Genomic DNA, 23926 nt, shown 5'->3' with positions numbered 1-23926 from the left:
AGGGAACGCCTCATGACCGTGTTGAAGATGACCGACCTCGATCTGCAAGGTAAGCGTGTACTGATCCGCGAAGACCTCAACGTCCCGGTCAAGGACGGTGTCGTCACCAGCGACGCACGCATTCTTGCTTCGCTGCCGACCATCAAACTGGCGCTGGAGAAAGGCGCGGCCGTCATGGTTTGCTCGCACCTGGGTCGTCCGACCGAAGGTGAATTCTCCGCCGAGAACAGCCTCAAGCCGGTTGCCGATTATCTGAGCAAGGCCCTGGGCCGTGACGTGCCGCTGGTGGCTGATTACCTGGACGGCGTCAGCGTCAAGGCAGGCGATATCGTGCTGTTCGAAAACGTGCGCTTCAACAAGGGCGAGAAGAAAAACGCCGACGAGTTGGCGCAGAAGTACGCAGCCCTCTGCGACGTCTTCGTGATGGACGCCTTCGGCACCGCTCACCGCGCTGAAGGCTCGACCCACGGCGTCGCCAAATTCGCCAAAGTCGCTGCGGCCGGTCCTCTGCTGGCCGCCGAGCTGGACGCGCTGGGCAAAGCGCTGGGCAACCCGGCCAAGCCGATGGCGGCCATCGTCGCTGGCTCCAAGGTTTCGACGAAGCTGGACGTGCTCAACAGCCTGAGCGAGAAGTGCGATCAACTGATCGTCGGTGGCGGCATCGCCAACACCTTCCTGGCCGCAGCCGGTCACAAGGTGGGTAAATCGCTGTACGAACCGGACCTGCTGGACACCGCCAAAGCCATTGCGGCCAAGGTCAGCGTGCCATTGCCGGTGGATGTAGTGGTTGCCAAGGAGTTCTCGGACAAAGCCGAAGCGACCGTGAAGTTGATCGCCGACGTGGCCGACGACGACATGATCCTCGACATTGGCCCGAAAACTGCCGCCCAATTCGCCGACTTGTTGAAATCTTCCAAGACTATTCTGTGGAACGGCCCGGTGGGCGTGTTCGAGTTCGACCAGTTCGGTGAAGGCACCAAGACGTTGGCCAAAGCAATTGCCGACAGCTCGGCGTTCTCCATCGCGGGTGGCGGCGATACGCTGGCGGCCATCGACAAATACGGTGTGAAGGACGACATCTCTTATATTTCCACGGGTGGCGGCGCGTTCCTCGAGTTCGTCGAGGGCAAGGTCTTGCCAGCCGTGGAAATTCTGGAACAACGCGCCAAGGCCTGAATTTCAGGCTGAGGTGAAGGGGAGTGAGATGGTCAAGCCATTACCGCTGTTGATCATGGCGGGTTTGCTGGTCGGCTGCGCGAGCAAGCCCGAAGCCCAGACGGCGCTGAATACGGCACCGGAACAGCTTCAGGTCAGCTGCTATCAGGCGGGCTGGCAGGCGGAAACCGTGCCGATCGTGTACAAGCGCGGCGGTCCCGACGTCTGGGAAAAGTACGAGTTCATGCCCGCTGTCGGGCCGGTAGCCTGTCGCTGAATCTGAACTGACAGCGAACAGAAACATCAGAAACAGAACTGCCCCTGGGTATCGGAACGTTGATGGAAGTCGCGTCCCGCAGGGGTTCCAGGAGTGGTAATGAAAGGCTTGATTGCCCTTGCGACACTGATGCTGCTGGGCGGTTGCGCCAGCATGAAGGCTTCTGAACCCGCTACGCCCTGGACCCATTGGGTCTGTGACAGCAAGGCGGAGATTTACTGGCGCTATGCTGACCCTGCGAAGAAAGAGGTTGATGTGCGCCTGAACCAGAGCGAGCAGGTATTCCGTCTGCAGGCCGCGCCCGGTGCTTCGGGTGCGCTGTACAGCAACGGGGTCCTGGCGTTCGACAACAAAGGTAGCGAAGGCCTGGTCTATTGGGACGCTACCAACGATTTGATCGGTCGGGGCTGCACGGCGCCTTGATGCGCCAAGCGGTTCGACCGATGCAACACCGGGCGGTGATCAGCAGTAACGCCCCTATAATTTGAATAGCCGCCGTTACGGCAGGCACACGCGATTAACGACCCTACCGGGAGAGAGACAGACAATGGCACTTATCAGCATGCGCCAGATGTTGGACCACGCCGCCGAATTCGGCTACGGCGTTCCAGCCTTCAACGTGAACAACCTGGAACAGATGCGCGCCATTATGGAAGCGGCCGACAAGACCGATTCCCCGGTGATCGTTCAGGCCTCGGCCGGCGCGCGTAAATACGCAGGCGCCCCGTTTCTGCGTCACCTGATCCTCGCGGCAATCGAAGAATTCCCGCACATCCCGGTGGTCATGCACCAGGACCACGGCACCAGCCCTGCCATCTGCCAGCGTTCGATCCAATTGGGCTTCAGCTCGGTCATGATGGACGGCTCCCTGCGTGAAGACGGCAAGAGCCCGGCCGACTACGAATACAACGTCCGCGTCACCCAGGAAACCGTCGCCATGGCGCACGCCTGCGGCGTTTCCGTTGAAGGTGAGCTGGGTGTTCTCGGTTCGCTGGAAACCGGCATGGCCGGTGAAGAAGACGGCGTTGGCGCCGAAGGTCAACTGGATCACAGCCAGATGCTGACCGACCCGGAAGAAGCCGCTGACTTCGTGAAGAAGACTCAGGTTGACGCCCTGGCCATCGCCATCGGCACCAGCCACGGCGCGTACAAGTTCACCAAGCCGCCAACCGGCGACATCCTGGCGATCGAGCGCATCAAAGAGATTCACAAGCGCATTCCGAACACTCACCTGGTGATGCACGGTTCGTCGTCCGTTCCTCAGGAATGGCTGAAGATCATCAACGAGTTCGGCGGCGACATCAAAGAAACCTACGGTGTGCCGGTTGAAGAAATCGTTGAAGGCATCAAGCACGGCGTGCGCAAGGTCAACATCGACACCGACCTGCGTCTGGCGTCCACCGGTGCCATCCGCGAGTTCATGGCCAAGAACCCAAGCGAGTTCGACCCACGTAAATATCTGGCGAAAACCGTTTTGGCTATGCGCGATGTCTGCATCGCCCGCTACGAAGCCTTCGGTACCGCTGGCAACGCCTCCAAGATCAAACCGATCTCCCTGGAGAAGATGTTCGAGCGTTATGTCAAAGGCGAGTTGAACGCCAAGGTCAACTGATCATTATTTGATCGGTAAGCAATACGAAGAAGCCCGCAGCGATGCGGGCTTTTTTGTGGCTCGATTGTGAGCTTTGATTCTGCCCGGAGGGCGTGGGAGCCTGGCTTGCCAGCGATCTGCCGGGCACCGGCAGCAAATTCGGCTCAAGCGGTCTGTCTGAAGAAAACCATGCGCAGGTTTTACTGGCGCTGCGCACCAGATCGCTGGCAAGCCAAGCTCCCACGCCCTCCGGGCAGAAGCGCCGAGTTTCGGGTACCTCAAAACCACACTCCGTGAATCGCCCTGCCACGGTTTGCACGTTGTTGGGGAACAGGGCAGGTCTAGGATGAGGATCACTACAAAAACAAAACCGAACCGGAGAAACACCTGATGAAGCCTCTGATTGGACTTATGCTCGGTGATGTCACAGGCATCGGCCCTGAGCTGGTGGTGAAGCTGCTCTCGACTCCCCAGGCACGTGAACGGGCTGACGTGGTGATCATCGGTGACGAACGTGTCCTGAAACTGGGGATGCATGACACAGGCCTGACCATCCCCTACACCGTTATCTCGACCCTCAGCGACGCCGATCACAGCGGCGAAGCCGTTCCCTTGCTGGACCTGCACAACGTTGACCCTTCGCTGTTCGAACGCGGCCAGGTCAACGCCGAATCCGGCCGCCTGACCGGCGAAACCCTCAAAGTGATGACCGACCTCGCGCTGGCTGGCGAACTGGACGGCATCTGCTTTGCGCCGCTGAACAAGGCAGGCCTGCACCGTGGCGGCTGGAATTACCACGACGAACATCAGATGTTCGCGGCCTGGACCGATCATGTCGGCTACTTCGGCGAAGTGAATATCATCCCGCAGTTCTCTACCTTTCGTGTCACCTCCCACGTTGCCCTGCGCAAAGCGGTCGATATGGTCCAGCCGGATCGCATCGAAGGCGCTCTGCAACTGGCCCACGACACCTTGAAAGCGCTCGGTAATCCAGCCCCGCGCATTGGCGTTGCCGCGCTCAATCCGCACAACGGCGAGAACGGCCTGTTCGGCGACGAAGAAATCACGATCATCCGCCCGACCCTCGAAAAATTGCGTGCCAAAGGCTTGGCCAGTGAAGGTCCATTCCCGTCCGACACCGTGTTCATCAAGGCCCGCAACGGCGATTTCGACGCGGTGGTGATCATGTACCACGACCAGGGCCAGATCGCGACCAAGCTGCTCGGCTTCTCCCAAGGCGTCACCCTGACCGGTGGACTGAAAACGGTCTACGCGACGCCTGCCCATGGCGTGGCCTACGACATCGTTGGCACCGGCAAGGCGGACGTAGGCGCGATGGCTGCGGCCTTCCGCGTCGCCACCGACAACGCCGCCGCTCGCAAAATCAAGCGCGAGGTGGCCACCGCATAAGGACAGGGAATTCACCCGGTTGGTAAAGGACGTTCGTACTCAAGAATAAAACCGATAAGAAAGAGGCTGGCGATATGTTCGAAAATTTCACCAAAACCACCGTCAAAACCAGCGGCGCCGAGATCGTCACCGTCGTCGGCGGCGAAGGACCACCCCTGTTGCTGATGCACGGCAACCCGTTCAATCACCTGTCCTGGCACAAGATCGCGCCGCGTCTGGCCAAGGATTTCACCGTTGTCTGCACCGATTTGCGCGGCTATGGCGACAGCTCCAAACCCGAAGGCGGTGGCGACCATTCGGCTTATTCGTTCCGCTCCATGGCGCAGGATCAGGTCGAAGTCATGCAATCGCTGGGCTTCGAACAGTTCAACGCCGCCGGGCATGATCGCGGCGCCCGTGTTTTGCACCGTATGTGCCTCGATCACCCTGAAAAAGTGCTCAAAGCGGGATTCGTTGACATGCTGCCTCAGCACCACTTGCTCAATAACGTCACCCGCCAATGGGGAAAGTTCTCGTGGCACTGGTTCTTCATGGCGCAGGACTACCCGACCCCGGAAACCATGATGAACGCCGACCCCGAGTTCTTCATCCTGCGCAAACTCTCGAAAACCGCGCAGGGCACGGCCTTTTTCGGTCCCGAAGCGCTGGCCGATTACATTCGCTGCATCAAGAATCCGGCCACCACCCACGCCATGTGTGAAGACTACCGGGCCACATTCGGCATCGATCTGGACATGGACACGGCGGACTTCGATGCAGGCCGTAAGGTGCAAACCCCGTCGCTGATCGTGTGGGGCGAGAAAGGCGGCGTGGGCCGCAATCACAACGCCGCCGAAGTCTGGGGCCGTTACGCGACCAATATCGTGCAGACGGCCACCGTGCCCTCAGGTCATTACCTGCAGGAAGAGTGCCCCGACGAGACCTACGAGGTGTTGCAGGGCTTCTTCAAGTAAGTCGCAGTTGTCAGCAGTAGCGACGCGAGCGGCCTGACCCAAATCAGGAAGGCCGCTCGTTCCACGATAAAGATAAGAACAGGTGGAAAAAATGTTACCGACTCATGCGCAAAAGCGCAGGGCGACACTGACCTTCGTGTTGCTTTGCGTCATGGCTTTCATCATGTATGTCGACCGCACCAACCTGGCGGTCGCCGCCCCCACCATCAGTAAAGAGCTGGGTTTCAGCAACACCAACCTCGGCATGATGTTCTCGGCCTTCGCGGTGGCCTACAGCTGCTTCATGATCCCTGGCGGCTGGCTCAGTGACCGTATCGGCTCGCGCAAGGCGATGCTGCTGTACGGCGTGATCTGGTCGGTGGCGACGATTGCGACCGGCCTGGTCAGCGGGCTGGTCGTGCTGGTCATTGCCCGATTCGTGGTCGGTATTGGCGAGGCGCCGATCTACCCGACTGCCGCACGGATGATCGCGCGGGCCATTCCCATCACCCAGCGGGGCACCGCCCAAGGCGTCATGCATGCGTCAGGACGACTGGCCAACGCGCTGGCGCCGCTGATCGTGACTTTCCTGATCCTGCAGTTCTCGTGGCGCATGGCATTCATCATTCTGGGCGTGCTGACGCTGATCTACATGTTTGTCATGTACTTCATTCTCGGCGAGTCGAAGAAACAGGTCGAAGCCGTGGTCATGGAGCCGGTTCGTGCACCGACGCCGGTGCATTGGCCGACGATGTTGCGCAAAGTCTGGCCGGCTGCAGCGACCTGTTTCTGTCACGGCTGGGTGTTGTGGTTTTTTCTGAACTGGATTCCGTCGTTTTTCACGCAGCGCTACGGGATGGATCTGTCGAAGACCGCGCTGTTTTCCACCTTCGTATTGCTGGGCGGGACGGTCGGTACGGCAGTGGGCGGAATGCTCTCGGATTGGCGGTTCAAGGTGACCGGCAACAAGCTGCGCTCGCGTCGTGATCTGATCATCTTTGGCTTTCTGGCGTCGATCATCGGGCTAATCCCACTGATGTTCACGCAAAACATCTACATCTGTGCGGCAGGCCTGAGCTTTTCGTTCTTCTGCTCGGAGCTGGCGGACTCGCCGTTGTGGGTGATCGGGACGGAGGTCTCTCACGAGCATTCGGCCACCTCCAGCGCGTGCACCTTCTTCGGCATGGCCGTGGCAGGGGCGGTGTCGCCGGTCGTGATCGGCTGGTTGCTGGACGTGACAGGCACCAACTGGATGGCGGCCTTCTCGGCGTCCATCGTCGTGGTGCTGTTGGGGCCGGTGTTGGCGATGTTCATCAAGCTGGACGATGAACCGGCTGTCAGCGCCGTTTCACCGTCCACCGGGAAACGGGTGGTGGCGTAGATCATCGATGGCCGTACGGCTCGTAAGCGGAAGCGATTTTCACCCATTCCGCCGACGAGCCGCGCGGCTACAAAGACATCAGCGTTTCGGTAGACCGATCACTCGACCGACATACGTCGGAGACGGTTGGTCGTGCTGCGCTTCACTGAGCAAGCGCAATGCTTCCAGCGATTGCTCACTGAACGGCGCCGATTTGGGACCTGCTGCGAGGTCCACATGCAGCAGCATCTGATCGCTGGCCGCCAGTTCTTCGTCGCCCCCCGCTTTGTAGAGGCTGTGATAGAGCTGCACGCGTTTGAGGTCATGAGCAACGATCTGCGTACGCACCTCGACGTCTTCGCCAAGTTTCACTTCGTGCAAGTAGTTGATGTGTGCTTCCAGGGTGAACAGCGAGTTGCCGCTGGCATCCCGGTCGTCGCTGGCCAGGCCGATACGGTCCATGAACGCGTCGGTTGCATAGCTGAAGATCAGCAGATAGAACGCATCGCGCAGATGGCCGTTGTAGTCCACCCAATCCTGGAGGATCGGGGTTTTGTGAGTGATCAAAGCGGGCATGGCAAACATCCAGAAAGGTCACAGAGTGGCGGGCTAGCGCGGTCCCCTGTAGGAGCGAATTCATTCGCGAGAGGCCGGTACACCCGACGCGGATTCATCGTTTGTACCACCGCATCGCGAATAAATTCGCTCCCACAGGTTGCGCGTTATTCAATCAGGTGCTGATCAGTCCTCAAACGCCATCCCGTGCTTGGCCTTGGTGGCCTTCACTGCTTCCAGCACCGCCAGCAGGCAGTCATCGCGATAACGCTCCAGCGCCGAGATGCTGTGCGTGCCGAGCTGATCGCTGGTGCCATCGACCACATCGTCGATCAGCTTGTCGGTCAGCTCAGGCGCTGGCAGGTACGTCCACGGCAGTTGAAGGGCCGGACCAAACTGCGCCATGAAGTGCCGCATGCCCGCATCGCCGCCTGCCAGGGTGTAAGTCAGGAACGTGCCCATGAACGACCAGCGCAGCCCGGCGCCAAAGCGGATCGCATCGTCGATCTCACCCGTGGTCGCCACGCCATCGTTGACCAGGTGCAGCGCCTCACGCCACAGCGCTTCGAGCAAGCGGTCAGCAATGAAGCCCGGGACTTCCTTGCGCACGTGAAGAGGGCGCATGCCAAGGGATTCGTACACTTTGATCGCCGCCTGAACGGCTTCGGGCGAGGTGTTCTTGCCGCCGACGACCTCGACCAACGGCAGCAGGTAAACCGGGTTGAACGGGTGACCGACCACGCAACGCTCAGGGTGGGTCGCGCTTTCGTAGAATTCCGACGGCAGCAGACCCGAGGTGCTGGAGCCGATGATCGCGTTGGGCTTGGCCGCGGCGCTGATCTTGCTGTGCAAATCGAGCTTCAGGTCCAGACGCTCCGGGGCGCTTTCCTGAATGAAGTCAGCGTCGCGCACGCATTCTTCGATAGTCGCGACGAACTTCAGGCGATCTTGAGAGGCGCCAGCGGCCAGGCGTTTCTGCTCCAGCGCAGGCCAGGCGTTGGCGACGCGTTTGCGCAGGGCGGCTTCGGCACCCGGTGCCGGGTCCCAGGCGACGACGTCAAGGCCGTGGGCGAGGGCGCGGGCAACCCAGCCGCTGCCAATGACACCGCTACCCAGCGCGGCGAAGGTTTTGATTTCGGTGATGAAGGTCATGGTGATGTCCTGACAAGAATTCTGTGGTCGATGCGATCTGATGTGGGAGCCGGCGTTCCGACGAATGCGGTGTGTCAGTGACCTGTATCGTCACAGATGTACCGCATTCGCCAGCAAGCCGGCTCCCACAGGGGATAGAGGTGTCCCGTTTAGAAGCGCTTTTTCAGGCCCATCTTCACGCGGCCTTCAGCTGGGGTCATGACCCGGGCACCCATGCGGCTGAGGATTTCGCTGGCGCGTTCGACCAGTGCGCCGTTGCTCGCCAGCACGCCCTTATCCAGCCAGATGTTGTCTTCCAGACCGACCCGCACGTTGCCGCCCAGCAGCACCGCTTGCGCCGCCATTGGCATCTGCATGCGTCCGATCCCGAAACCGGCCCAGACCACGTCCGCTGGCAGGTTGTCGACCATGGCCTTCATCGTGGTGGTGTCCGCCGGGGCGCCCCACGGGATGCCCAGACACAGCTGGAACAGCGGGTTGTCGAGCAGGCCTTCTTTCATCATTTGCTTGGCGAACCAGAGATGGCCGGTGTCGAAGATTTCCAGCTCGGCCTTCACGCCCAGTTCCTGAATGCGTTTAGCACCTGCACGCAGTTGCGCGGGAGTGGACACATAAATGGTGTCGCCGTCGCCGAAGTTCAGGGTGCCGCAGTCCAGCGTGCAGATTTCCGGCAGCAGCGCTTCGACGTGGGCCAGACGGGCCAGCGGGCCGACGAGGTCAGTGTTCGGGCCGAAGTCGGTCGGGCGCTCGCCCGGGCCGATTTCCAGGTCGCCACCCATGCCTGCGGTCAGGTTGACGATGATGTCGATGTCCGCTTCACGGATGCGGTCCATGGTCTCGCGGTACAGCTCGACGTCACGACTGAACTTGCCGGTCTGCGGATCACGCACATGGCAATGCACGACGGTCGCACCTGCTTTAGCTGCCTCGACGGCGGCCGCAGCGATCTGTTTCGGGGTGATCGGGACCAGATGGCTTTTCCCGGTCGTGTCGCCAGCACCGGTGAGTGCGCAGGTGATGATGACGTCGTGATTCATGAGTGAGGTTCCTTGCAGGCCAGGGTCGTGTGAGGCGCAGGCTTTTTAGCACCTGCTTTTGAGGTGCAAAGCTACGCAGCCCAAGGCCCCTCAAAACGCACAGCGGCGACAAGCTCTTGCACGGGAGCGACCTGTGTTATTGCCTCGGTGTCTGAACAGGCGTATCTCATACCGGCTATAGAGGCTTTGCCCGACAAAAATCCCCAAGGAACGCGCCAACGATGTCCCAGGATTTCTATTTTCTGCTCATGCCCGGTTTCTCCATGATGGGCTTCGTCTCGGCGCTGGAGCCTCTGCGCGTGGCCAACCGGTTTGGGGGCGAGTTGTATCGGTGGCATGTGCTGAGCGCCGACGGCGGGCCGGTGATCGCCAGCAACGGGATGTCGGTCAACGCTGACGCCGCGCTGGAGCCGCTGAAAAAGGGCGCGACGTTGTGCGTCATGGCCAGCGTAGACCCGCTGAAGTGTTACACCTCGACGTTGGAGCATTGGCTGCGACGCCTTGATCTGGAAGGTGTGACCTTGGGAGCCATCGACACCGGCAGTTTCGTACTGGCCGAAGCGGACCTGTTGGACGGTTACCGTTTGACGCTGCATTGGGAGGCGCTCGACGCCTTCAAGGAAACCTACCCCAAGGTGCAAGCGACCCAGGAACTCTTCGAAATCGACCGCCGCCGCATCAGCTCGGCAGGCGGCACGGCCTCCATCGACCTGATGCTCGACCTCATCGGCCAGGCCCACGGCCCGGATCTGGCGATCAAGGTGTCAGAACAGTTTGTGCTGGGCCGCATCCGTCAGCGCAAAGACCACCAGCGCATGCAGATCGCCACGCGTTACGGCATCAATAACAAGAAGCTGGTGCAGGTGATTGGCGTGATGGAGCAGCACACCGAGCCGCCACTGAGCACACTGGAACTGGCGGACGGCATTCAGGTGACACGCCGTCAGCTGGAGCGGCTGTTTCGTCTGCACTTGAATGACACACCAAGCAACTTTTACCTCGGCCTGCGCCTTGAGAAGGCCCGGCAGTTGTTGCGGCAGAGCGACATGAGTGTGCTGGAGGTCAGCATTGCGTGTGGCTTTGAGTCACCGTCGTATTTCACCCGCAGTTACAAGGCGCGGTACGTGGTATGTCCAAGGGAGGACCGTGGGCGGGTGGCGCGGGAGCCCAAGGTCGTTTGACTCTGAATTATGGTCAATTATACTGGCGACCATAAATTATGGTTGTAGCAATAATTGGGTATAAATTATGACAAAGCGCACCGGCTTTGTATTCAGACGCGACAGCCTTGCCCTCTCCATTGCGCAGGGCCTGATCGGCGAAGGCTTGCACGATTATTCCTCAGGGCTGTTTTTGGCGGCTCCCCGTCGCACGGGTAAAAGCACATTTCTGCGCGAAGATCTGGTGCCTCAATGCCTGAAGCAGGATTGGGAGCCGGTCTACGTGGATCTGTGGGCGGATCGGGAGAAGGACCCTGCGGAGCTCATCAGTGCAGCCATCGCCGCAGCGTTGGTCCCCTACGAGAAAGGCATACGTAAGCTCGCCAAATCAGCCGGCATCGAAAAGCTCAATTTCCTGCGCACGCTCTCTTGGGACTTCACCAAGCCGCAGTTGCCTGTCGGCGCAACGCTCACGCAGGCATTGGAGCTGCTGCACAGTGCTGCACAGAAAATGATCGTGCTGATCATCGACGAGGCACAGCACGCGTTGACCAGCGAGGCAGGGGTGAACGCGATGTTTGCGCTGAAGGCCGCACGGGATGAGTTGAATCAGGGGCTGGAGCGCGGGGACGGTGGATTGAGGCTAGTTCTCACCGGCTCTAATCGGGACAAGCTCGCTCATCTGGTGCTGAACAAGAACCAGCCTTTTTATGGGTCGAGCATCACACCATTCCCCCTGCTGGGCAAAGACTTCGCCAAGGCCTACACCGCCCACCTGAACAGCCATCTGGCGCAAACCAACCAATTCTCGGCAGTTGATATCGACGCTGCGTTCGATTTGGTGGGACGTCGACCTGAAATGCTCCGCACGATCATCGGCGATGTCGCGCTGGAGCTTGGGGAGGCGCAAAACCTCGGCGAATTGCTGCGTAATAGCGCCGAATCGCTGCGCGCTGGCGTCTGGGAAGAGTTTGAGAGCGCCTATAACGCGCTGACGCCGCCGCAACGCGGTGTGTTGGAAGTCATGGCTCATCGCGCGCATGACAACCAACCGTTTGCGCCGTTTGCCGATGCGACGGTATTGGCAGTTGGTAAAGCATTGGAGAGCCTCGGCAGTGACGTCGTGCCTGGAACGCAAACCATTCAGGCCGCCATCGAGTCCTTGCGTGAAAAGGAGCTGGTCTGGAAATCGAGCCGGGGCGCCTATGCGTTGGAAGACAAGGCGTTTGGCGAGTGGTTAAGACAGCGCAGACCGTAGCCGGATTCATCAGGACCTGAGGGACCGATTCATTCGCGATGGCCGGAACATCCGATGGAGATTTGGCGGCTGATCAATTGATTCGCGAATGAATTCGCTCCCACAGGGTAGAACGTTGACCCCAACTGTTACTTCAAGCCTTTCATCAACGCCGAACACGCCGCCTTGTACGCCTCATGCTGATACTTGTTCAGCCCCGCAGGCAGTTCGAAGTTGTGCTTTTTCATCTGCGCGTTAATGGTCTGGGGCGACAACAGCACGACGTCACAGTCATCCAGCAGCTGAAAAATCGTTTCGATCTTGAACGTGGTCGGGCCGCCCGCGAATTCGCCTTTTTTGCTGCGCTTTTTGATGGCGATGTGGGTGATGGCGTTTTCGTGAATGAAGGTCGAGATTTGGCGCCCGAACGCTTTGACGTTGGCGGCTTCGTCATCGTCTTCCAGGGCGATCTTTTTGGTTGCCAGTGGCAGATGTTCAGGCGCGCCGGAGGCGCGAGTGGCGACAGCGAAAATGGCTTCGCTGCCTTTGATTTCTACGCCGCAGATATTCATGTGCTGACCTTGAGCCTGTAAAAGGCGTCAGGGTAGCGCATTCGAACGTCATTCAGACTGGGCGATGCTTTCCAGATACTCAGACCGCTCGTCGCTCGTGCGCGCCAGGCAGTCGTTCTGGCCGATGTTGAATTCCTTGGTGCCGGGTTTGGCAGGGAAGACTTCCACGGCGCAGTCGGCGTCGCGCAGTTTTTTCCAGGCATCCTGGGCGGTTTTCAGCTTGGCGATGAATTCGTTGGCCTGTGCTTTGTTGGCGCCGAACTGGGTGTTCACGCGCTCTTGCAGGTTGTCGAAGTTCTCGTCCAGCAGCTTCACCGCCGTGTCGCGGCTGTACACGGAGCATTCCAGGGTCTGTTTGTCCTCGTCCACGCCGTCGCAAGGGGTGGCGTCCGGATTTGCCGCTGCATGTGCGCCAGTCGCGAATAGAGCCAGAGCCAGAAAAATCGTCTTCATTGGGGTTTCCCGATTCAGTGATGTCGGGAATTCTCGCCCAACCCGGCGGCAAAGAACAGTTATCAAACGCAGGCGGCAGACGCATGCGGTCGCCCTTTGTCGTTTCTTGACGCTTTCGGCAATTCCCCTGTCGTTTTTGCACCCGGCTCGTCCGACCCTCAGGCATATGCTGGCCCCAAAGCGCCGGCAGACGTTTCGGCGCGTGATTAACCTAGAGGGGACAGCCTGATGAGCCCAGCCGAATTGCACGCAGACAGCATCGTTATTGACGGTCTGATCATTGCCAAATGGAACCGTGAGCTGTTTGAAGACATGCGCAAAGGCGGCCTGACCATGGCCAACTGCACAGTGTCGGTGTGGGAAGGCTTCAAGCAGACTGTCGACAGCATCGCTGCCAGCCAGAAGCTGATCCGCGAGAACAGCGACCTGGTGATCCAGGTGCGCAACACCGCTGACATCCGCAAGGCGAAAGAGCTGGGCAAGACCGGCATCCTGTTCGGCTTCCAGAACGCCCACGCGTTCGAAGACCAGATCGGCTACGTCGAGATCTTCAAGCAACTGGGCGTGGGCATCGTGCAGATGTGCTACAACACCCAGAACCTCGTTGGCACCGGCTGCTACGAACGCGACGGCGGCCTGTCGGGCTTCGGTCGTGAAATCGTCGCGGAAATGAACCGCGTCGGCATCATGTGCGACCTGTCCCACGTCGGCTCCAAGACCTCCGAAGAAGTCATCCTCGAATCGAAGAAGCCAGTGACCTATTCCCACTGCCTGCCTTCGGGTCTGAAAGAACACCCTCGCAACAAATCCGACGCTGAGCTGAAGTTCATCGCTGACCACGGCGGTTTTGTCGGCGTGACCATGTTCGCGCCGTTCCTGGCCAAGGGCATCGATTCGACCATCGACGACTACGCCGAGGCCATCGAATACGTGATGAACATCGTGGGCGAAGACGCCATCGGTATCGGCACCGACTTCACCCAGGGTCACGGCCAGGAATTCTTCGAATACCTTACCCACGACAAGGGCTACGCCCGCCGCCTGACCAACTTCGGCAAGATCATCAACCCGCTGGGTATCCGTACCGTCGGCGAGTTCCCGAACCTGACCGAAACCTTGCTCAAACGCGGCCATTCGGAGCGCGTTGTACGCAAGATCATGGGCGAGAACTGGGTTCGCATCTTGGGCGATGTCTGGGGCGAGTAACCCTTTCTACTGAATTTCTCCCCCTCCCGTCCGCGGAGGGGGCATCCAACAAAATTTTTCTGGAGTTAAGTTTCCATGGCCAAGATCGCCCCGCAATTGCCAATCGAAGTCGACAGCGAGACCGGTGTCTGGACCTCCGACGCCCTGCCAATGCTGTACGTGCCGCGTCACTTCTTCGTGAACAACCACATGGGCATCGAGGAAGTGCTGGGCGCTGAAGCCTACGCCGAGATTCTTTACAAGGCCGGTTACAAGTCCGCCTGGCACTGGTGCGAAAAAGAAGCCGAATGCCATGGCATCGAAGGCGTCGCGGTATTTGAGCACTACATGAACCGCCTGTCGCAGCGTGGCTGGGGCCTGTTCAAGATTCAGGAAATCGACCTGGATAAAGGCACCTGCAGCGTCAAGCTGGAGCACTCGGCGTTCGTGTACGTCTACGGCAAGGTTGGCCGCAAGGTCGATTACATGTTCACAGGCTGGTTCGCCGGCGCCATGGACCAGATTCTCGCTGCCAAAGGCAGTTCCGTTCGCACTGTAGCCGAGCAGGTTTACGGCGGATCGGAAGAGGGCCACGAAGATGGCCTGTTCGTCGTAAAACCGTTGTAAGCCGAGGACCGTGAGATGGCTTTCGAAGCAATGTTTCAGCCGATTCAAATCGGCAAACTGACAATCCGCAACCGCGTCCTCAGTACCGCGCACGCCGAGGTTTATGCCACCGATGGCGGCATGACCACCGACCGTTACGTGAAGTATTACGAGGAGAAAGCCAAAGGCGGCATCGGCCTGGCCATTTGTGGCGGCTCTTCCAGCGTGGCGATCGACAGCCCGCAAAGCTGGTGGAAGTCGGTCAACCTGGCCACCGACAAGATTATTCCGCACTTCCAGAATCTCGCGGACGCCATGCACAAGCACGGCGCCAAGATCATGATCCAGATTACCCACATGGGCCGTCGTTCCCGTTGGGACGGCGACCATTGGCCGACGCTGATGTCGCCATCGGGTATCCGCGAGCCTGTTCACCGCGCGACCTGCAAAACCATCGAGCCGGAAGAAATCTGGCGCGTGATCGGCAACTACGCCAGTGCGGCCGCCCGTGCCAAGGCCGGTGGCTTGGACGGCGTTGAACTGTCGGCCGTGCACCAGCACATGATCGACCAGTTCTGGAGCCCGCGCGTCAACAAGCGTACCGACGAGTGGGGCGGCAGCTTCGAGAACCGCATGCGTTTCGGCCTCGAAGTGATCAAGGCCGTGCGCAAGGAAGTCGGTCCTGACTTCTGCGTAGGCCTGCGCATCTGCGGTGACGAATTCCACCCGGACGGTCTCAGCCATGAAGACATGAAAGAGATCGCCAAGTATTACGACCAGACCGGCATGATCGACTTCATCGGTGTGGTGGGCTCAGGTTGCGACACGCACAACACCCTGGCCAACGTTATCCCCAACATGAGTTATCCACCGGAGCCGTTCCTGCACCTGGCGGCCGGTATCAAGGAAGTGGTGAAGGCCCCGGTACTGCACGCGCAGAACATCAAGGACCCGAACCAGGCCACGCGTATTCTGGAAGGCGGTTACGTCGACATGGTCGGCATGACCCGCGCGCACATCGCCGACCCGCACCTGATCACCAAGATCAAGATGGGCCAGGTGGACCAGATTCGTCAGTGCGTCGGTGCCAACTACTGCATCGACCGCCAGTACCAGGGTCTGGACGTGCTGTGCATCCAGAACGCCGCGACCTCCCGTGAATACATGGGCGTGCCGCACATCATCGAGAAAACCACCGGCGTGAAACGCAAAGTGGTGATCGTCGGTGCCGGCCCTGCCGGTATGGAAGCGGCGCGTGTGTCGGCCGAGCGTGGTCACGACGTGACCTTGTTCGAGAAGAAGGACGCCATTGGCGGCCAGATCACCACGGCGTCGAAAGCGCCGCAGCGTGATCAGATCGCGGGTATCACCCGCTGGTATCAGCTGGAGCTGGCGCGTCTGAAAGTCGATCTGCGCCTGGGCACCGCGGCCGATGTCGCCACCATTCGCGACTTGCGTCCGGATGTGGTGGTGCTGGCAGTGGGTGGTCACCCATTCATCGAGCAGAACGAGCATTGGGGCGCGGCGGAAGGCTTGGTGGTCAGCAGCTGGGACGTGCTGGACGGCAAAGTTGCACCGGCCAAGAACGTGCTGGTCTACGACACCATCTGTGAATTCACCGGGATGTCGGTGGCCGACTTCATGGCGGACAAAGGCAGTCAGGTCGAGATCGTTACCGACGACATCAAGCCGGGCGTGGCCATGGGCGGTACGTCGTTCCCGACTTACTACCGCAGCATGTACCCGAAAGAAATCATCATGACCGGCGACATGATGCTGGAGAAGGTCTACCGCGAAGGCGACAAGCTGGTGGCGGTCCTGGAGAACGAATACACCGGCGCCAAAGAGGAGCGGGTGATCGACCAGGTGGTGATCGAAAACGGTGTGCGCCCTGACGAAGAGCTGTACTACGGCCTGAAGGAAGATTCGCGCAACAAGGGCCAGATCGACATCGACGCCCTGTTCGCGATCCAGCCTCAGCCGTTGTTGAGCCAAGCGGGTGATGGCTACTTGCTGTACCGCATCGGTGACTGCGTGGCGCAGCGTAATACCCATGCCGCCATCTATGACGCGCTCCGGCTTTGTAAGGATTTTTGACGGCATAGCTGCGAGCTTTGAGCTGCAAGCTTCAAGTTAAAAGCGCTGCGTTCACCGTTGCTCTTTCTTGCAGCTTGCAGCTTGTGGCTTGCACCTCGCAGAGGTGAGTCTGATGTTGAGTACCCTTCTTCCAATCCTGCTGTTCGCCGCCCTGGGTCTTGCGATCCTCGGCGCCTTGCGGCGGGTGTCCATGTGGCGCAACGGCCGTGCGTCCAAGGTCGATCTGCTGGGCGGCCTGCTGGCGATGCCCAAGCGCTACATGGTCGATCTGCACCACGTGGTCGCCCGGGACAAATACATCGCCAACACCCACGTCGCCACGGCCGGTGGTGCAGTGGCATCGATCATTCTGGCGATTCTGGTCCACGGTTTCGGCCTGCATAATCGCATTCTCGGTTACGCGCTGCTGCTGATGACGGCAGTGATGTTCGTCGGTGCGATCTTCGTTTATATGCGTCGCCGCAACCCGCCAAGCCGCCTGTCGAAAGGCCCGTGGATGCGCCTGCCGAAAAGCCTGCTGGCGTTCTCCGGTTCGTTCTTCCTCGTGACCTTGCCGGTCGCAGGCATCCTCCCGGAAAACTTCGGTGGCTGGCTGCTGGCAATCATCCTGGGGATCGGCGTGCTGTGGGGCGTTTCCGAATTGTTCTTCGGCATGACCTGGGGCGGACCGATGAAGCACGCCTTCGCCGGTGCGCTGCATCTGGCGTGGCACCGCCGCGCCGAGCGCTTTGGTGGTGGTCGCTCGACCGGCCTGAAACCGCTGGACCTGGCCGACCCGACCGCGCCGCTGGGCGTGGAAAAACCCAAGGATTTCACCTGGAACCAACTGCTGGGCTTCGACGCCTGCGTGCAGTGCGGTAAGTGCGAAGCAGCGTGCCCTGCGTTCGCCGCTGGCCAGCCGCTGAACCCGAAAAAGCTGATTCAGGACATGGTCGTCGGTCTGGCGGGCGGCACTGACGCAAACTTCGCAGGCAGCCCTTATCCAGGCAAAGCAATCGGCGAACACAAAGGCAACCCACATCAACCGATCGTTAACGGCCTGGTCGATGCCGAAACCCTGTGGTCGTGCACCACCTGCCGCGCCTGCGTGGAAGAGTGCCCGATGATGATCGAGCACGTGGACGCCATCGTCGACATGCGCCGCCACCTGACCCTGGAAAAAGGCGCGACCCCGAACAAGGGCGCCGAAGTGCTGGAAAACCTCATCGCCACCGACAACCCGGGCGGCTTTGCACCCGGCGGCCGGATGAACTGGGCGGCTGACCTGAACCTCAGCTTGATGAGCGAGAAGAAAACGACCGACGTGCTGTTCTGGGTCGGTGATGGCGCGTTCGACATGCGCAACCAGCGTACGCTGCGCGCCTTCGTCAAAGTGCTGAAAGCGGCGAAAGTCGACTTCGCAGTACTGGGCCTGGAAGAGCGCGACAGCGGTGACGTGGCCCGTCGTCTGGGCGACGAAGCGACCTTCCAGATGCTCGCCAAACGCAACATCCAGACGCTGTCCAAATACAGCTTCAAGCGCATTGTCACCTGCGATCCACACAGTTTCCACGTGCTGAAAAACGAGTACGGCGCCTTTGACGGCAACTACCTCGTCCAACACCACAGCACCTACATGGCCGAGCTGATTGGCGGTGGCGCGCTGAATTTGGGCCAGCACAAAGGCTCCAGCGTGACCTATCACGACCCGTGCTACTTGGGGCGTTACAACGGCGAGTACGAAGCGCCGCGTGACGTGCTCAAGGCGTTGGGCATCGAGGTCAAGGAAATGCAGCGCTCCGGTTTCCGCTCCCGTTGCTGCGGCGGCGGTGGCGGCGCGCCGATCACCGACATTCCGGGCAAACAGCGTATCCCCGACATGCGCATGGAAGACATCCGCGAAACCGGTGCCGAACTGGTGGCCGTGGGTTGTCCACAGTGCACTGCGATGCTGGAAGGTGTGGTCGAACCACGCCCGATGATCAAGGACATCGCCGAACTGGTGGCCGACGCGCTGCTCGAAGACGCTGCACCGGTCAAACCGGCACCGACCAAACGTGAACCTGCGGAGGCGCATTGATGAGCGACATTATCCGCCGCGACCCTCGTGCCGAGTGGATCGCTCGCAACCGCTTGCACCCGCTGCACGCCGCAATGCAACCGGCGCAGTCCAGCTGGATGGGGCCGAACGGTATCATCCGCAAGAACCTGCACGGCGTTGGCTTTATAGGGCCCAACGGCATCAAGCGCATCGACCGCAGTGGCGCACAGCAGGGCGGGACCACGAAGCGTTCGGCCTCCGTTGAAGTGCAATTGCCGCTGCATCAAGTGGCCGATCCGGCGTTCTTCATTGCGGTCGTTCCCGACATGGTCGGTGGTCGCCTCAGCAGCCACGACCGCGACTTGCTTGGCCTGGCCCACAGCCTTGCAGGCAAGGACGGCGCAGTATTGGCCGTGGTCTTCGGTGAGCACAAAGAAAGCGGGTTCGACACCGCAGGCGTTGACCGTCTGCTGGTATTGGAAGGCAGCGAATTTGCCGGTTATTCACCCGAGCAGCGTGTGCAAGGTCTGCGGGCTGTGGATAACCAGTTCGACCCGCACCACTGGTTGTTGCCCGACAGCCGCACCGGCGGCGGTGAATTGGGCCGTCGCTTTGCCGCCAGCTTGGGTGAACGCCCGGCCACGCGTGTCTGGCAGATCAAGGATCAACAGGCCACAGGCCGCGCAGGTGCAGGACGTGAAGACCTGTCGCGCCCCGTTTCCCGCCTGATTCTGGGCGCTGCCGAGTGCGCAGAGCCGGTCAGCGAAACCCGTCACGAAGCACTGCCAGTCGAGTTGTCCACAACCATCGCCCGTAGCCTGCCGCGCATCGAAGACCTCGGCGCGGTGGCAGTTGATCCAGCACTTGTCCCCATGGCCGAAGCGGAGTTTATTTTCTCCGGCGGCAACGGCGTGAAAGATTGGGGCTTGTTCCATCGGACAGCTGCCGCACTGGGCGCCACCGAAGGCGCCTCCCGCGTGGCGGTGGACGATGGCTTCATGACCCGCGATCGCCAGGTCGGCGCATCGGGCACTTGGGTCACGGCCCGGGTTTACGTGGCTGTGGGTATCTCCGGCGCGATTCAGCACTTACAAGGCATCGGCGCGTGCGACAAAGTCGTGGCGATCAACCTTGATCCAACGTGCGACATGATCAAACGTGCTGATTTGTCAGTCATTGGCGAAAGCGCTGAAATCCTCAACGCGCTCATCGAAGCCGTCGAGGCCTACCGGAACGAGGCGAAACGCGATGCAGCCTGAAAAAAAACTGCCTGTGGATAAAGCCGCCTTGCACGTCATTAGCCTCGTGTCCATTGGGGCGCACCCGACTTCCGGTCGGCCGCGCCGTGCCGAGCAGGATGCCCGCGCTGTCGAGCTGGGCCTGCAATTGGCTGGGGATAACTTACACGTCCTGCATGCCGGTAGCGCTGAGGAGCCCGCGCTGCGTGCCTACCTTGGAATGGGCCTGAAAGAGTTGCACGTTCTTGACCAACCCCAAGGTGCCGACGCGCTGCCGGGGCTGGCTGATTACATTCGCGAATCCGGCGTACAGCTGGTGCTTGCTGGTACCCAGGCTGAAACGGGCGAAGGCTCCGGCATGCTGCCCTACCTGCTCGCCGAGAAACTCGGCTGGCCGCTGGTGGTGGGCATGGCGGAAGTGGAATCCATCAGCAATGGCAGCGCCCAAGTGCTCCAGGCGTTGCCACGCGGTCAACGCCGCCGCCTGAAGGTGCGTCTGCCATTCCTCGCCACTGTGGATAACGCCGCGCCGAAACCGCGCCAAAGCGCCTACGGCCCGGCGCAGCGCGGCACGCTGGACGTGGAAGACATTGAAGTCACCATCGACGAGTTATTCACAGGCGCCGAACTGACCCCGGCCAAACCGCGTCCGAAACGCTTGAAAGTGATCAAGGCGAAGAGCGGCGCGGACCGGATGAAGGCTGCGACAGCGAAAGCCAGCGGCGGCGGTGGGCAGGTGCTCAAAGGTGTGAGCCCGCAGGAAGGTGCTGCGGCGATTTTGAAGTTGTTGGTGGAGGAAGGGGTGGTGCGTTAAGGCGCACCTCTTCAAAAGCACAAGGCGCCTGTTTGGCGCTTTTTGTGTTTAGAGTTGCAGATCATCCACGGCAACCGTCGGCCCGCTGGACACGATATCGACGATGGTCACATCGAAAACCTTCTCTATCACGTGGCGAGGGCCTTGCTTGAGGCTCCAGGTGAAGAACACCAGACATCCGATCAAGAGGGTGAACGCTCCAGACCCCAAAACGCTCTGTGATACACCTTTCCAGAATCCTGGTCTGGCCGAGCGGATCTCATTGCTGGCTTTCTCTGAATAAAATTGTCGGAGCCCGTCCACTTCGGAGGCTAGCGAAGCCTCGGAAAACGCCTTTACAAGCTTTGCGGCTTGGGTGCGGTAGTTTTCCAGCTGGCAAGGCCCGTTGCTGATGTCGTGGAATGGAACAAGATCTTCGTCCTCTGGATCGGTGCCGTTCTTGTCTTTGAAAGCTTGAATGAACTCAATTTTCTGGCGCTTATAGGCGGCGTAAGCCAATTGTCCAAGAATGTCGTCTTCGTCGGCGACCAGCGCGTTGAAAATGTGGTTGTAGCGCGCGTTCATTACGCTTGGGTCCCTTGTCTAAGCTTTCGAGAAGCCGCTCGGAATGCTTCGCCAAGTTCCTCGGTAGTCTTCGGCCTGAAGTTGAAGATTCCTGTCAGTTCCGCAGGCAGTGCGAAAGAGGTTCCTTGTTTACGCTGGGATAACCGGCGATTCGCTTCGAGAATTACTTTGGGAGAAAAGGGAGTCCATTCGTACATGGGTAAATTCCTCTACGTTTGCTGTATCGGCAGTCTATGGAATGAGAAGTCATTTGACTGTCAGACGCTTCCGATTCTTACGCCCTCCAACCTGTCCACATACCCACAATCCCTGTTAACCCACCTGTGGATAAACTGTTCGGCCATTGATGCAGGCCTTGTATTGCGTGGCTTACAAGTCGAAGGTTAAAAATTAACCAACCTATCTTGCGGTTTTTAGAGGGTTTTTTCTCCACAGCCAACTCGAAATTGCGCGCAGTTCTGCCCACATTCTTTGTGCGCGTCTATGTGGATAAGATGTTCGCTATCCGCTACAGACCACATAAATAGGTGCCTGCACGCGATTGTGCAAATATTGATCAATCTGACGTTTCTCTGACGGCCAAGCCTTTCAGTTTCCTGAATCTCGCCAGCTATCGCTCTTTTCCACAGCCTTGAGCTTATCGCGCGAAGTTGCGCACATTCTCTGTTGGCTGTTCTGTGGATAAGGTGTTCGCGGTCCTCTGCGAGCCTTACATTACGCGCCCTGCAGAGGGCTGGTCAAAATATGATCAGCTATTTCACATTCACGCCAAGTTGAATAAGTCACGGTTTTTTCTGGTTTTTTACTCAGGCACAGATCGGCTTCCCCACAATTGCTGTGGGTTGTGCTGTGGATAAGTTGTTTGCGGATGTTGGAGAGGGGCGGCGGGGTTGATGTGAAACAGGGTTGAGCGTTTTTTGACCGACTTTGCAATTCCAGCCGGTAAACGCATCGCGGGCAAGCACGCTCCTACAGGCTGGTGTCTGTAGGCGCGCGCTTGCCCGCGATGACGTTGTAACAAGCGCGTAGGTCTAAGCCTACTCGTGATTAACCGCCACACCCTTCAAATAAGGCGCAGGTTCGGCCCCCATGTTTTCCAGCAGCTTGGCGCTGTACCAGTCGATGAAGTTGACCACGCCGAACTCGTAGGTTTGCGAGTACGGGCCAGGCTGGTAGGCGACGGAGTTGATGCCGCGCTGATTTTCTTCGGCCAGGCGACGGTCCTGGTCGTTGGTGGCGTCCCAGACTTCGCGCAGGCGCGCGACGTCGTAGTCCACGCCTTCTACGGCGTCTTTGTGCACCAGCCATTTGGTGGTGACCATGGTTTCCTGTGCGCTCAGTGGCCATACGGTGAACACGATGACGTGATCGCCCATGCAGTGGTTCCAAGAATGCGGCAGGTGCAGGATGCGCATCGAGCCCAGATCCGGGTTCTTGATGCGGCCCATGAGTTTCTTGCTGCCTTGCTGGCCGTCCATGGTCATGGACACGGTGCCTTTCAGCAGTGGCATGCGCACGATACGGTTACGCAGGCCGAAGCTCTTGTGCAGGTAAGGGATCTTCTCGGCTTCCCACGCAGCAGCGGATTCAGCGACGTGATCCTTGAATTTCTGGTCGGCGCGCGGATCGTTGGTGTCGTCCCACTCCAGCAGGGTGTTCAGCAGCTCGGGGTGCGAACCGCTGCAGTGGTAGCACTCGCGGTTGTTTTCCAGCACCAGCTTCCAGTTGGCCTTCTCGATCAAGGTGGTTTGCACCGCCACCTTGGTGTTCTCCATGTCGTACGGTTCCATGTAGTGATTCAGCGTCTGCAGGAACTCGTCGATGGCCGGCGGATTTTGCGCCAGGCTGATGAAGATGTAGCCGCCCGAGACTTTGCAGTGCACAGGCTTGAGGCTGAACTTCTGCATGTCGAAGTCGGCGCCCATTTCGGTGCCTGCGTACAGCAGGCGGCCGTCGAGCTCGTAGGTCCACTGGTGGTACGGGCACACCAGTTTGGCGACCTTGCCTTTCTCTTTGGTGCACAGCCGCGAACCGCGGTGGCGGCAAACGTTGTGGAACGCGGCGACGGTGCCGTCAGGCTTGCGCACGACCAGGATCGGGTTCTTGCCGATCTCCAGTGTCAGGAAGTTACCTTTGGCCGGAATTTCGCTGGTCATGCCCGCGATCAGCCATTCCTTTTGAAAGATTTCCTGCATGTCGATTTCAAACAGCCGCTCATCGCTGTAGAAAGGCTGCGGGAGCGAGTAAGTGCGCTCGCGGGTCTGCAGCATTTCGGCGGTTGCCTTGCGTGCGGGTTCCAGCGGATCGCCCAGGCTCAGAGTTGCGGTGACGTCCATCTTTCAAGTCCTCAGGTCGCGGTTTCAGCGGCCTACGAATGTGGCTAATACGGTTGTGTTGTGTGTCTGGCACGCGAGGCGACGGTGTTGGAAGTCGCTCATGTTTATTAGGTAAAAAATCTGTATTCGATTGACGGCGAGTGTGTAGCCGGTCGCGACACGAACCTTATCCATG

The 23926-nt window shown here is 59.6% G+C and carries 23 protein-coding genes; 15 read left to right on the top strand and 8 right to left on the bottom strand.

Annotated features, from left to right (window positions below):
• Positions 1-12 precede the first annotated feature (12 nt).
• From ACIQAL_RS25185 to ACIQAL_RS25155, 7 genes are all read left to right on the top strand, one after another.
• Positions 13-1176, top strand: a complete 1164-nt coding sequence (locus tag ACIQAL_RS25185; RefSeq protein ID WP_401150278.1) for a phosphoglycerate kinase — start codon at positions 13-15, stop codon at positions 1174-1176.
• Between the two features lie 28 nt (positions 1177-1204).
• Positions 1205-1432, top strand: a complete 228-nt coding sequence (locus tag ACIQAL_RS25180) for a hypothetical protein (RefSeq protein ID WP_401150276.1) — start codon at positions 1205-1207, stop codon at positions 1430-1432.
• Positions 1433-1531: 99 nt separating this feature from the next.
• The gene (locus tag ACIQAL_RS25175; RefSeq protein ID WP_341961428.1) at positions 1532-1855 is read left to right on the top strand and encodes an MliC family protein; all 324 of its coding nucleotides are present in this window, start codon (positions 1532-1534) and stop codon (positions 1853-1855) included.
• A 124-nt stretch (positions 1856-1979) separates the two neighbouring features.
• Complete coding sequence (fba, locus tag ACIQAL_RS25170; protein WP_401150274.1) at positions 1980-3044, top strand: class II fructose-bisphosphate aldolase; 1065 nt, start codon at positions 1980-1982, stop codon at positions 3042-3044.
• Between the two features lie 369 nt (positions 3045-3413).
• Positions 3414-4433, top strand: coding sequence for a PdxA family protein (locus ACIQAL_RS25165; protein ID WP_401150272.1), 1020 nt, complete (start codon positions 3414-3416; stop codon positions 4431-4433).
• Positions 4434-4507: 74 nt separating this feature from the next.
• Positions 4508-5386 (top strand): alpha/beta hydrolase, encoded by an 879-nt coding sequence (locus ACIQAL_RS25160; protein WP_341961430.1) that lies wholly within the window; start codon positions 4508-4510, stop codon positions 5384-5386.
• 91 nt (positions 5387-5477) lie between these two features.
• Positions 5478-6746 (top strand): MFS transporter, encoded by a 1269-nt coding sequence (locus tag ACIQAL_RS25155; RefSeq protein ID WP_341961431.1) that lies wholly within the window; start codon positions 5478-5480, stop codon positions 6744-6746.
• Between the two features lie 78 nt (positions 6747-6824).
• Here the strand turns inward: ACIQAL_RS25155 and ACIQAL_RS25150 are convergent, their stop codons facing one another.
• The 3 genes from ACIQAL_RS25150 to ACIQAL_RS25140 form a co-directional block, all read right to left on the bottom strand.
• Positions 6825-7301 carry a thioesterase family protein gene (locus tag ACIQAL_RS25150; protein ID WP_401150271.1) on the bottom strand — a complete coding sequence of 159 codons (477 nt, stop codon included), beginning with the start codon at positions 7299-7301 and terminating at the stop codon, positions 6825-6827.
• Positions 7302-7466: 165 nt separating this feature from the next.
• Entirely contained in the window at positions 7467-8432 is a 966-nt protein-coding gene (locus ACIQAL_RS25145; protein ID WP_401150269.1) for an L-carnitine dehydrogenase, read from the bottom strand.
• 149 nt (positions 8433-8581) lie between these two features.
• Positions 8582-9469, bottom strand: coding sequence for a 3-keto-5-aminohexanoate cleavage protein (locus tag ACIQAL_RS25140; RefSeq protein WP_166595694.1), 888 nt, complete (start codon positions 9467-9469; stop codon positions 8582-8584).
• Between the two features lie 221 nt (positions 9470-9690).
• On the opposite strand from ACIQAL_RS25140, the gene ACIQAL_RS25135 reads away from it, so the two are divergent.
• Positions 9691-10650: a GlxA family transcriptional regulator gene (locus ACIQAL_RS25135; protein ID WP_401150268.1), complete on the top strand. Its 960-nt coding sequence runs from the start codon at positions 9691-9693 to the stop codon at positions 10648-10650.
• A gap of 13 nt (positions 10651-10663) precedes the next feature.
• Here the strand turns inward: ACIQAL_RS25135 and ACIQAL_RS25130 are convergent, their stop codons facing one another.
• Positions 10664-10801 carry a hypothetical protein gene (locus tag ACIQAL_RS25130; RefSeq protein ID WP_401150266.1) on the bottom strand — a complete coding sequence of 46 codons (138 nt, stop codon included), beginning with the start codon at positions 10799-10801 and terminating at the stop codon, positions 10664-10666.
• Between the two features lie 111 nt (positions 10802-10912).
• On the opposite strand from ACIQAL_RS25130, the gene ACIQAL_RS25125 reads away from it, so the two are divergent.
• Entirely contained in the window at positions 10913-11887 is a 975-nt protein-coding gene (locus tag ACIQAL_RS25125; protein ID WP_401150265.1) for a hypothetical protein, read from the top strand.
• Between the two features lie 128 nt (positions 11888-12015).
• Here the strand turns inward: ACIQAL_RS25125 and ACIQAL_RS25120 are convergent, their stop codons facing one another.
• Complete coding sequence (locus ACIQAL_RS25120) at positions 12016-12438, bottom strand: DUF3010 family protein (protein WP_401150264.1); 423 nt, start codon at positions 12436-12438, stop codon at positions 12016-12018.
• A 48-nt stretch (positions 12439-12486) separates the two neighbouring features.
• A complete protein-coding gene (locus ACIQAL_RS25115) occupies positions 12487-12891 on the bottom strand; it encodes a lysozyme inhibitor LprI family protein (protein WP_166595691.1) in 405 nt (134 codons plus the stop codon).
• Positions 12892-13119: 228 nt separating this feature from the next.
• On the opposite strand from ACIQAL_RS25115, the gene ACIQAL_RS25110 reads away from it, so the two are divergent.
• The 6 genes from ACIQAL_RS25110 to ACIQAL_RS25085 all read left to right on the top strand — a co-directional run bounded on the left by ACIQAL_RS25110 (position 13120) and on the right by ACIQAL_RS25085 (position 20851).
• Positions 13120-14097: a dipeptidase gene (locus ACIQAL_RS25110; protein ID WP_166595690.1), complete on the top strand. Its 978-nt coding sequence runs from the start codon at positions 13120-13122 to the stop codon at positions 14095-14097.
• A gap of 75 nt (positions 14098-14172) precedes the next feature.
• Complete coding sequence (locus tag ACIQAL_RS25105; RefSeq protein WP_166595689.1) at positions 14173-14703, top strand: DUF5943 domain-containing protein; 531 nt, start codon at positions 14173-14175, stop codon at positions 14701-14703.
• Positions 14704-14718: 15 nt separating this feature from the next.
• On the top strand, positions 14719-16779 hold the full coding sequence (dgcA, locus tag ACIQAL_RS25100) for a dimethylglycine demethylation protein DgcA (protein ID WP_166595688.1): 2061 nt from the start codon (positions 14719-14721) through the stop codon (positions 16777-16779).
• 112 nt (positions 16780-16891) lie between these two features.
• Positions 16892-18838 carry a dimethylglycine demethylation protein DgcB gene (gene dgcB, locus ACIQAL_RS25095; RefSeq protein ID WP_401150262.1) on the top strand — a complete coding sequence of 649 codons (1947 nt, stop codon included), beginning with the start codon at positions 16892-16894 and terminating at the stop codon, positions 18836-18838.
• Positions 18838-20058 carry an electron transfer flavoprotein subunit alpha/FixB family protein gene (locus ACIQAL_RS25090; RefSeq protein WP_401150261.1) on the top strand — a complete coding sequence of 407 codons (1221 nt, stop codon included), beginning with the start codon at positions 18838-18840 and terminating at the stop codon, positions 20056-20058. The genes dgcB and ACIQAL_RS25090 overlap by 1 nt, the downstream gene beginning before the upstream one ends.
• A complete protein-coding gene (locus ACIQAL_RS25085) occupies positions 20048-20851 on the top strand; it encodes an electron transfer flavoprotein subunit beta (RefSeq protein ID WP_341961445.1) in 804 nt (267 codons plus the stop codon). Before ACIQAL_RS25090 ends, ACIQAL_RS25085 begins: the two co-directional genes overlap by 11 nt.
• Before the next feature lie 48 nt (positions 20852-20899).
• On the opposite strand, the gene ACIQAL_RS25080 is transcribed toward ACIQAL_RS25085, so the two are convergent.
• Together ACIQAL_RS25080 and gbcA are read right to left on the bottom strand one after the other, a co-directional pair.
• Positions 20900-21415, bottom strand: a complete 516-nt coding sequence (locus tag ACIQAL_RS25080; protein ID WP_401150259.1) for a hypothetical protein — start codon at positions 21413-21415, stop codon at positions 20900-20902.
• 1037 nt (positions 21416-22452) lie between these two features.
• Positions 22453-23751, bottom strand: coding sequence for a glycine-betaine demethylase subunit GbcA (gene gbcA, locus ACIQAL_RS25075; RefSeq protein WP_166595684.1), 1299 nt, complete (start codon positions 23749-23751; stop codon positions 22453-22455).
• Positions 23752-23926: the final 175 nt, after the last annotated feature.

Source organism: Pseudomonas sp. NPDC088368 (assembly GCF_044753445.1).
Lineage (GTDB): Bacteria > Pseudomonadota > Gammaproteobacteria > Pseudomonadales > Pseudomonadaceae > Aquipseudomonas > Aquipseudomonas bambusae.
This window is presented reverse-complemented; position numbering and strand designations above follow the sequence as displayed.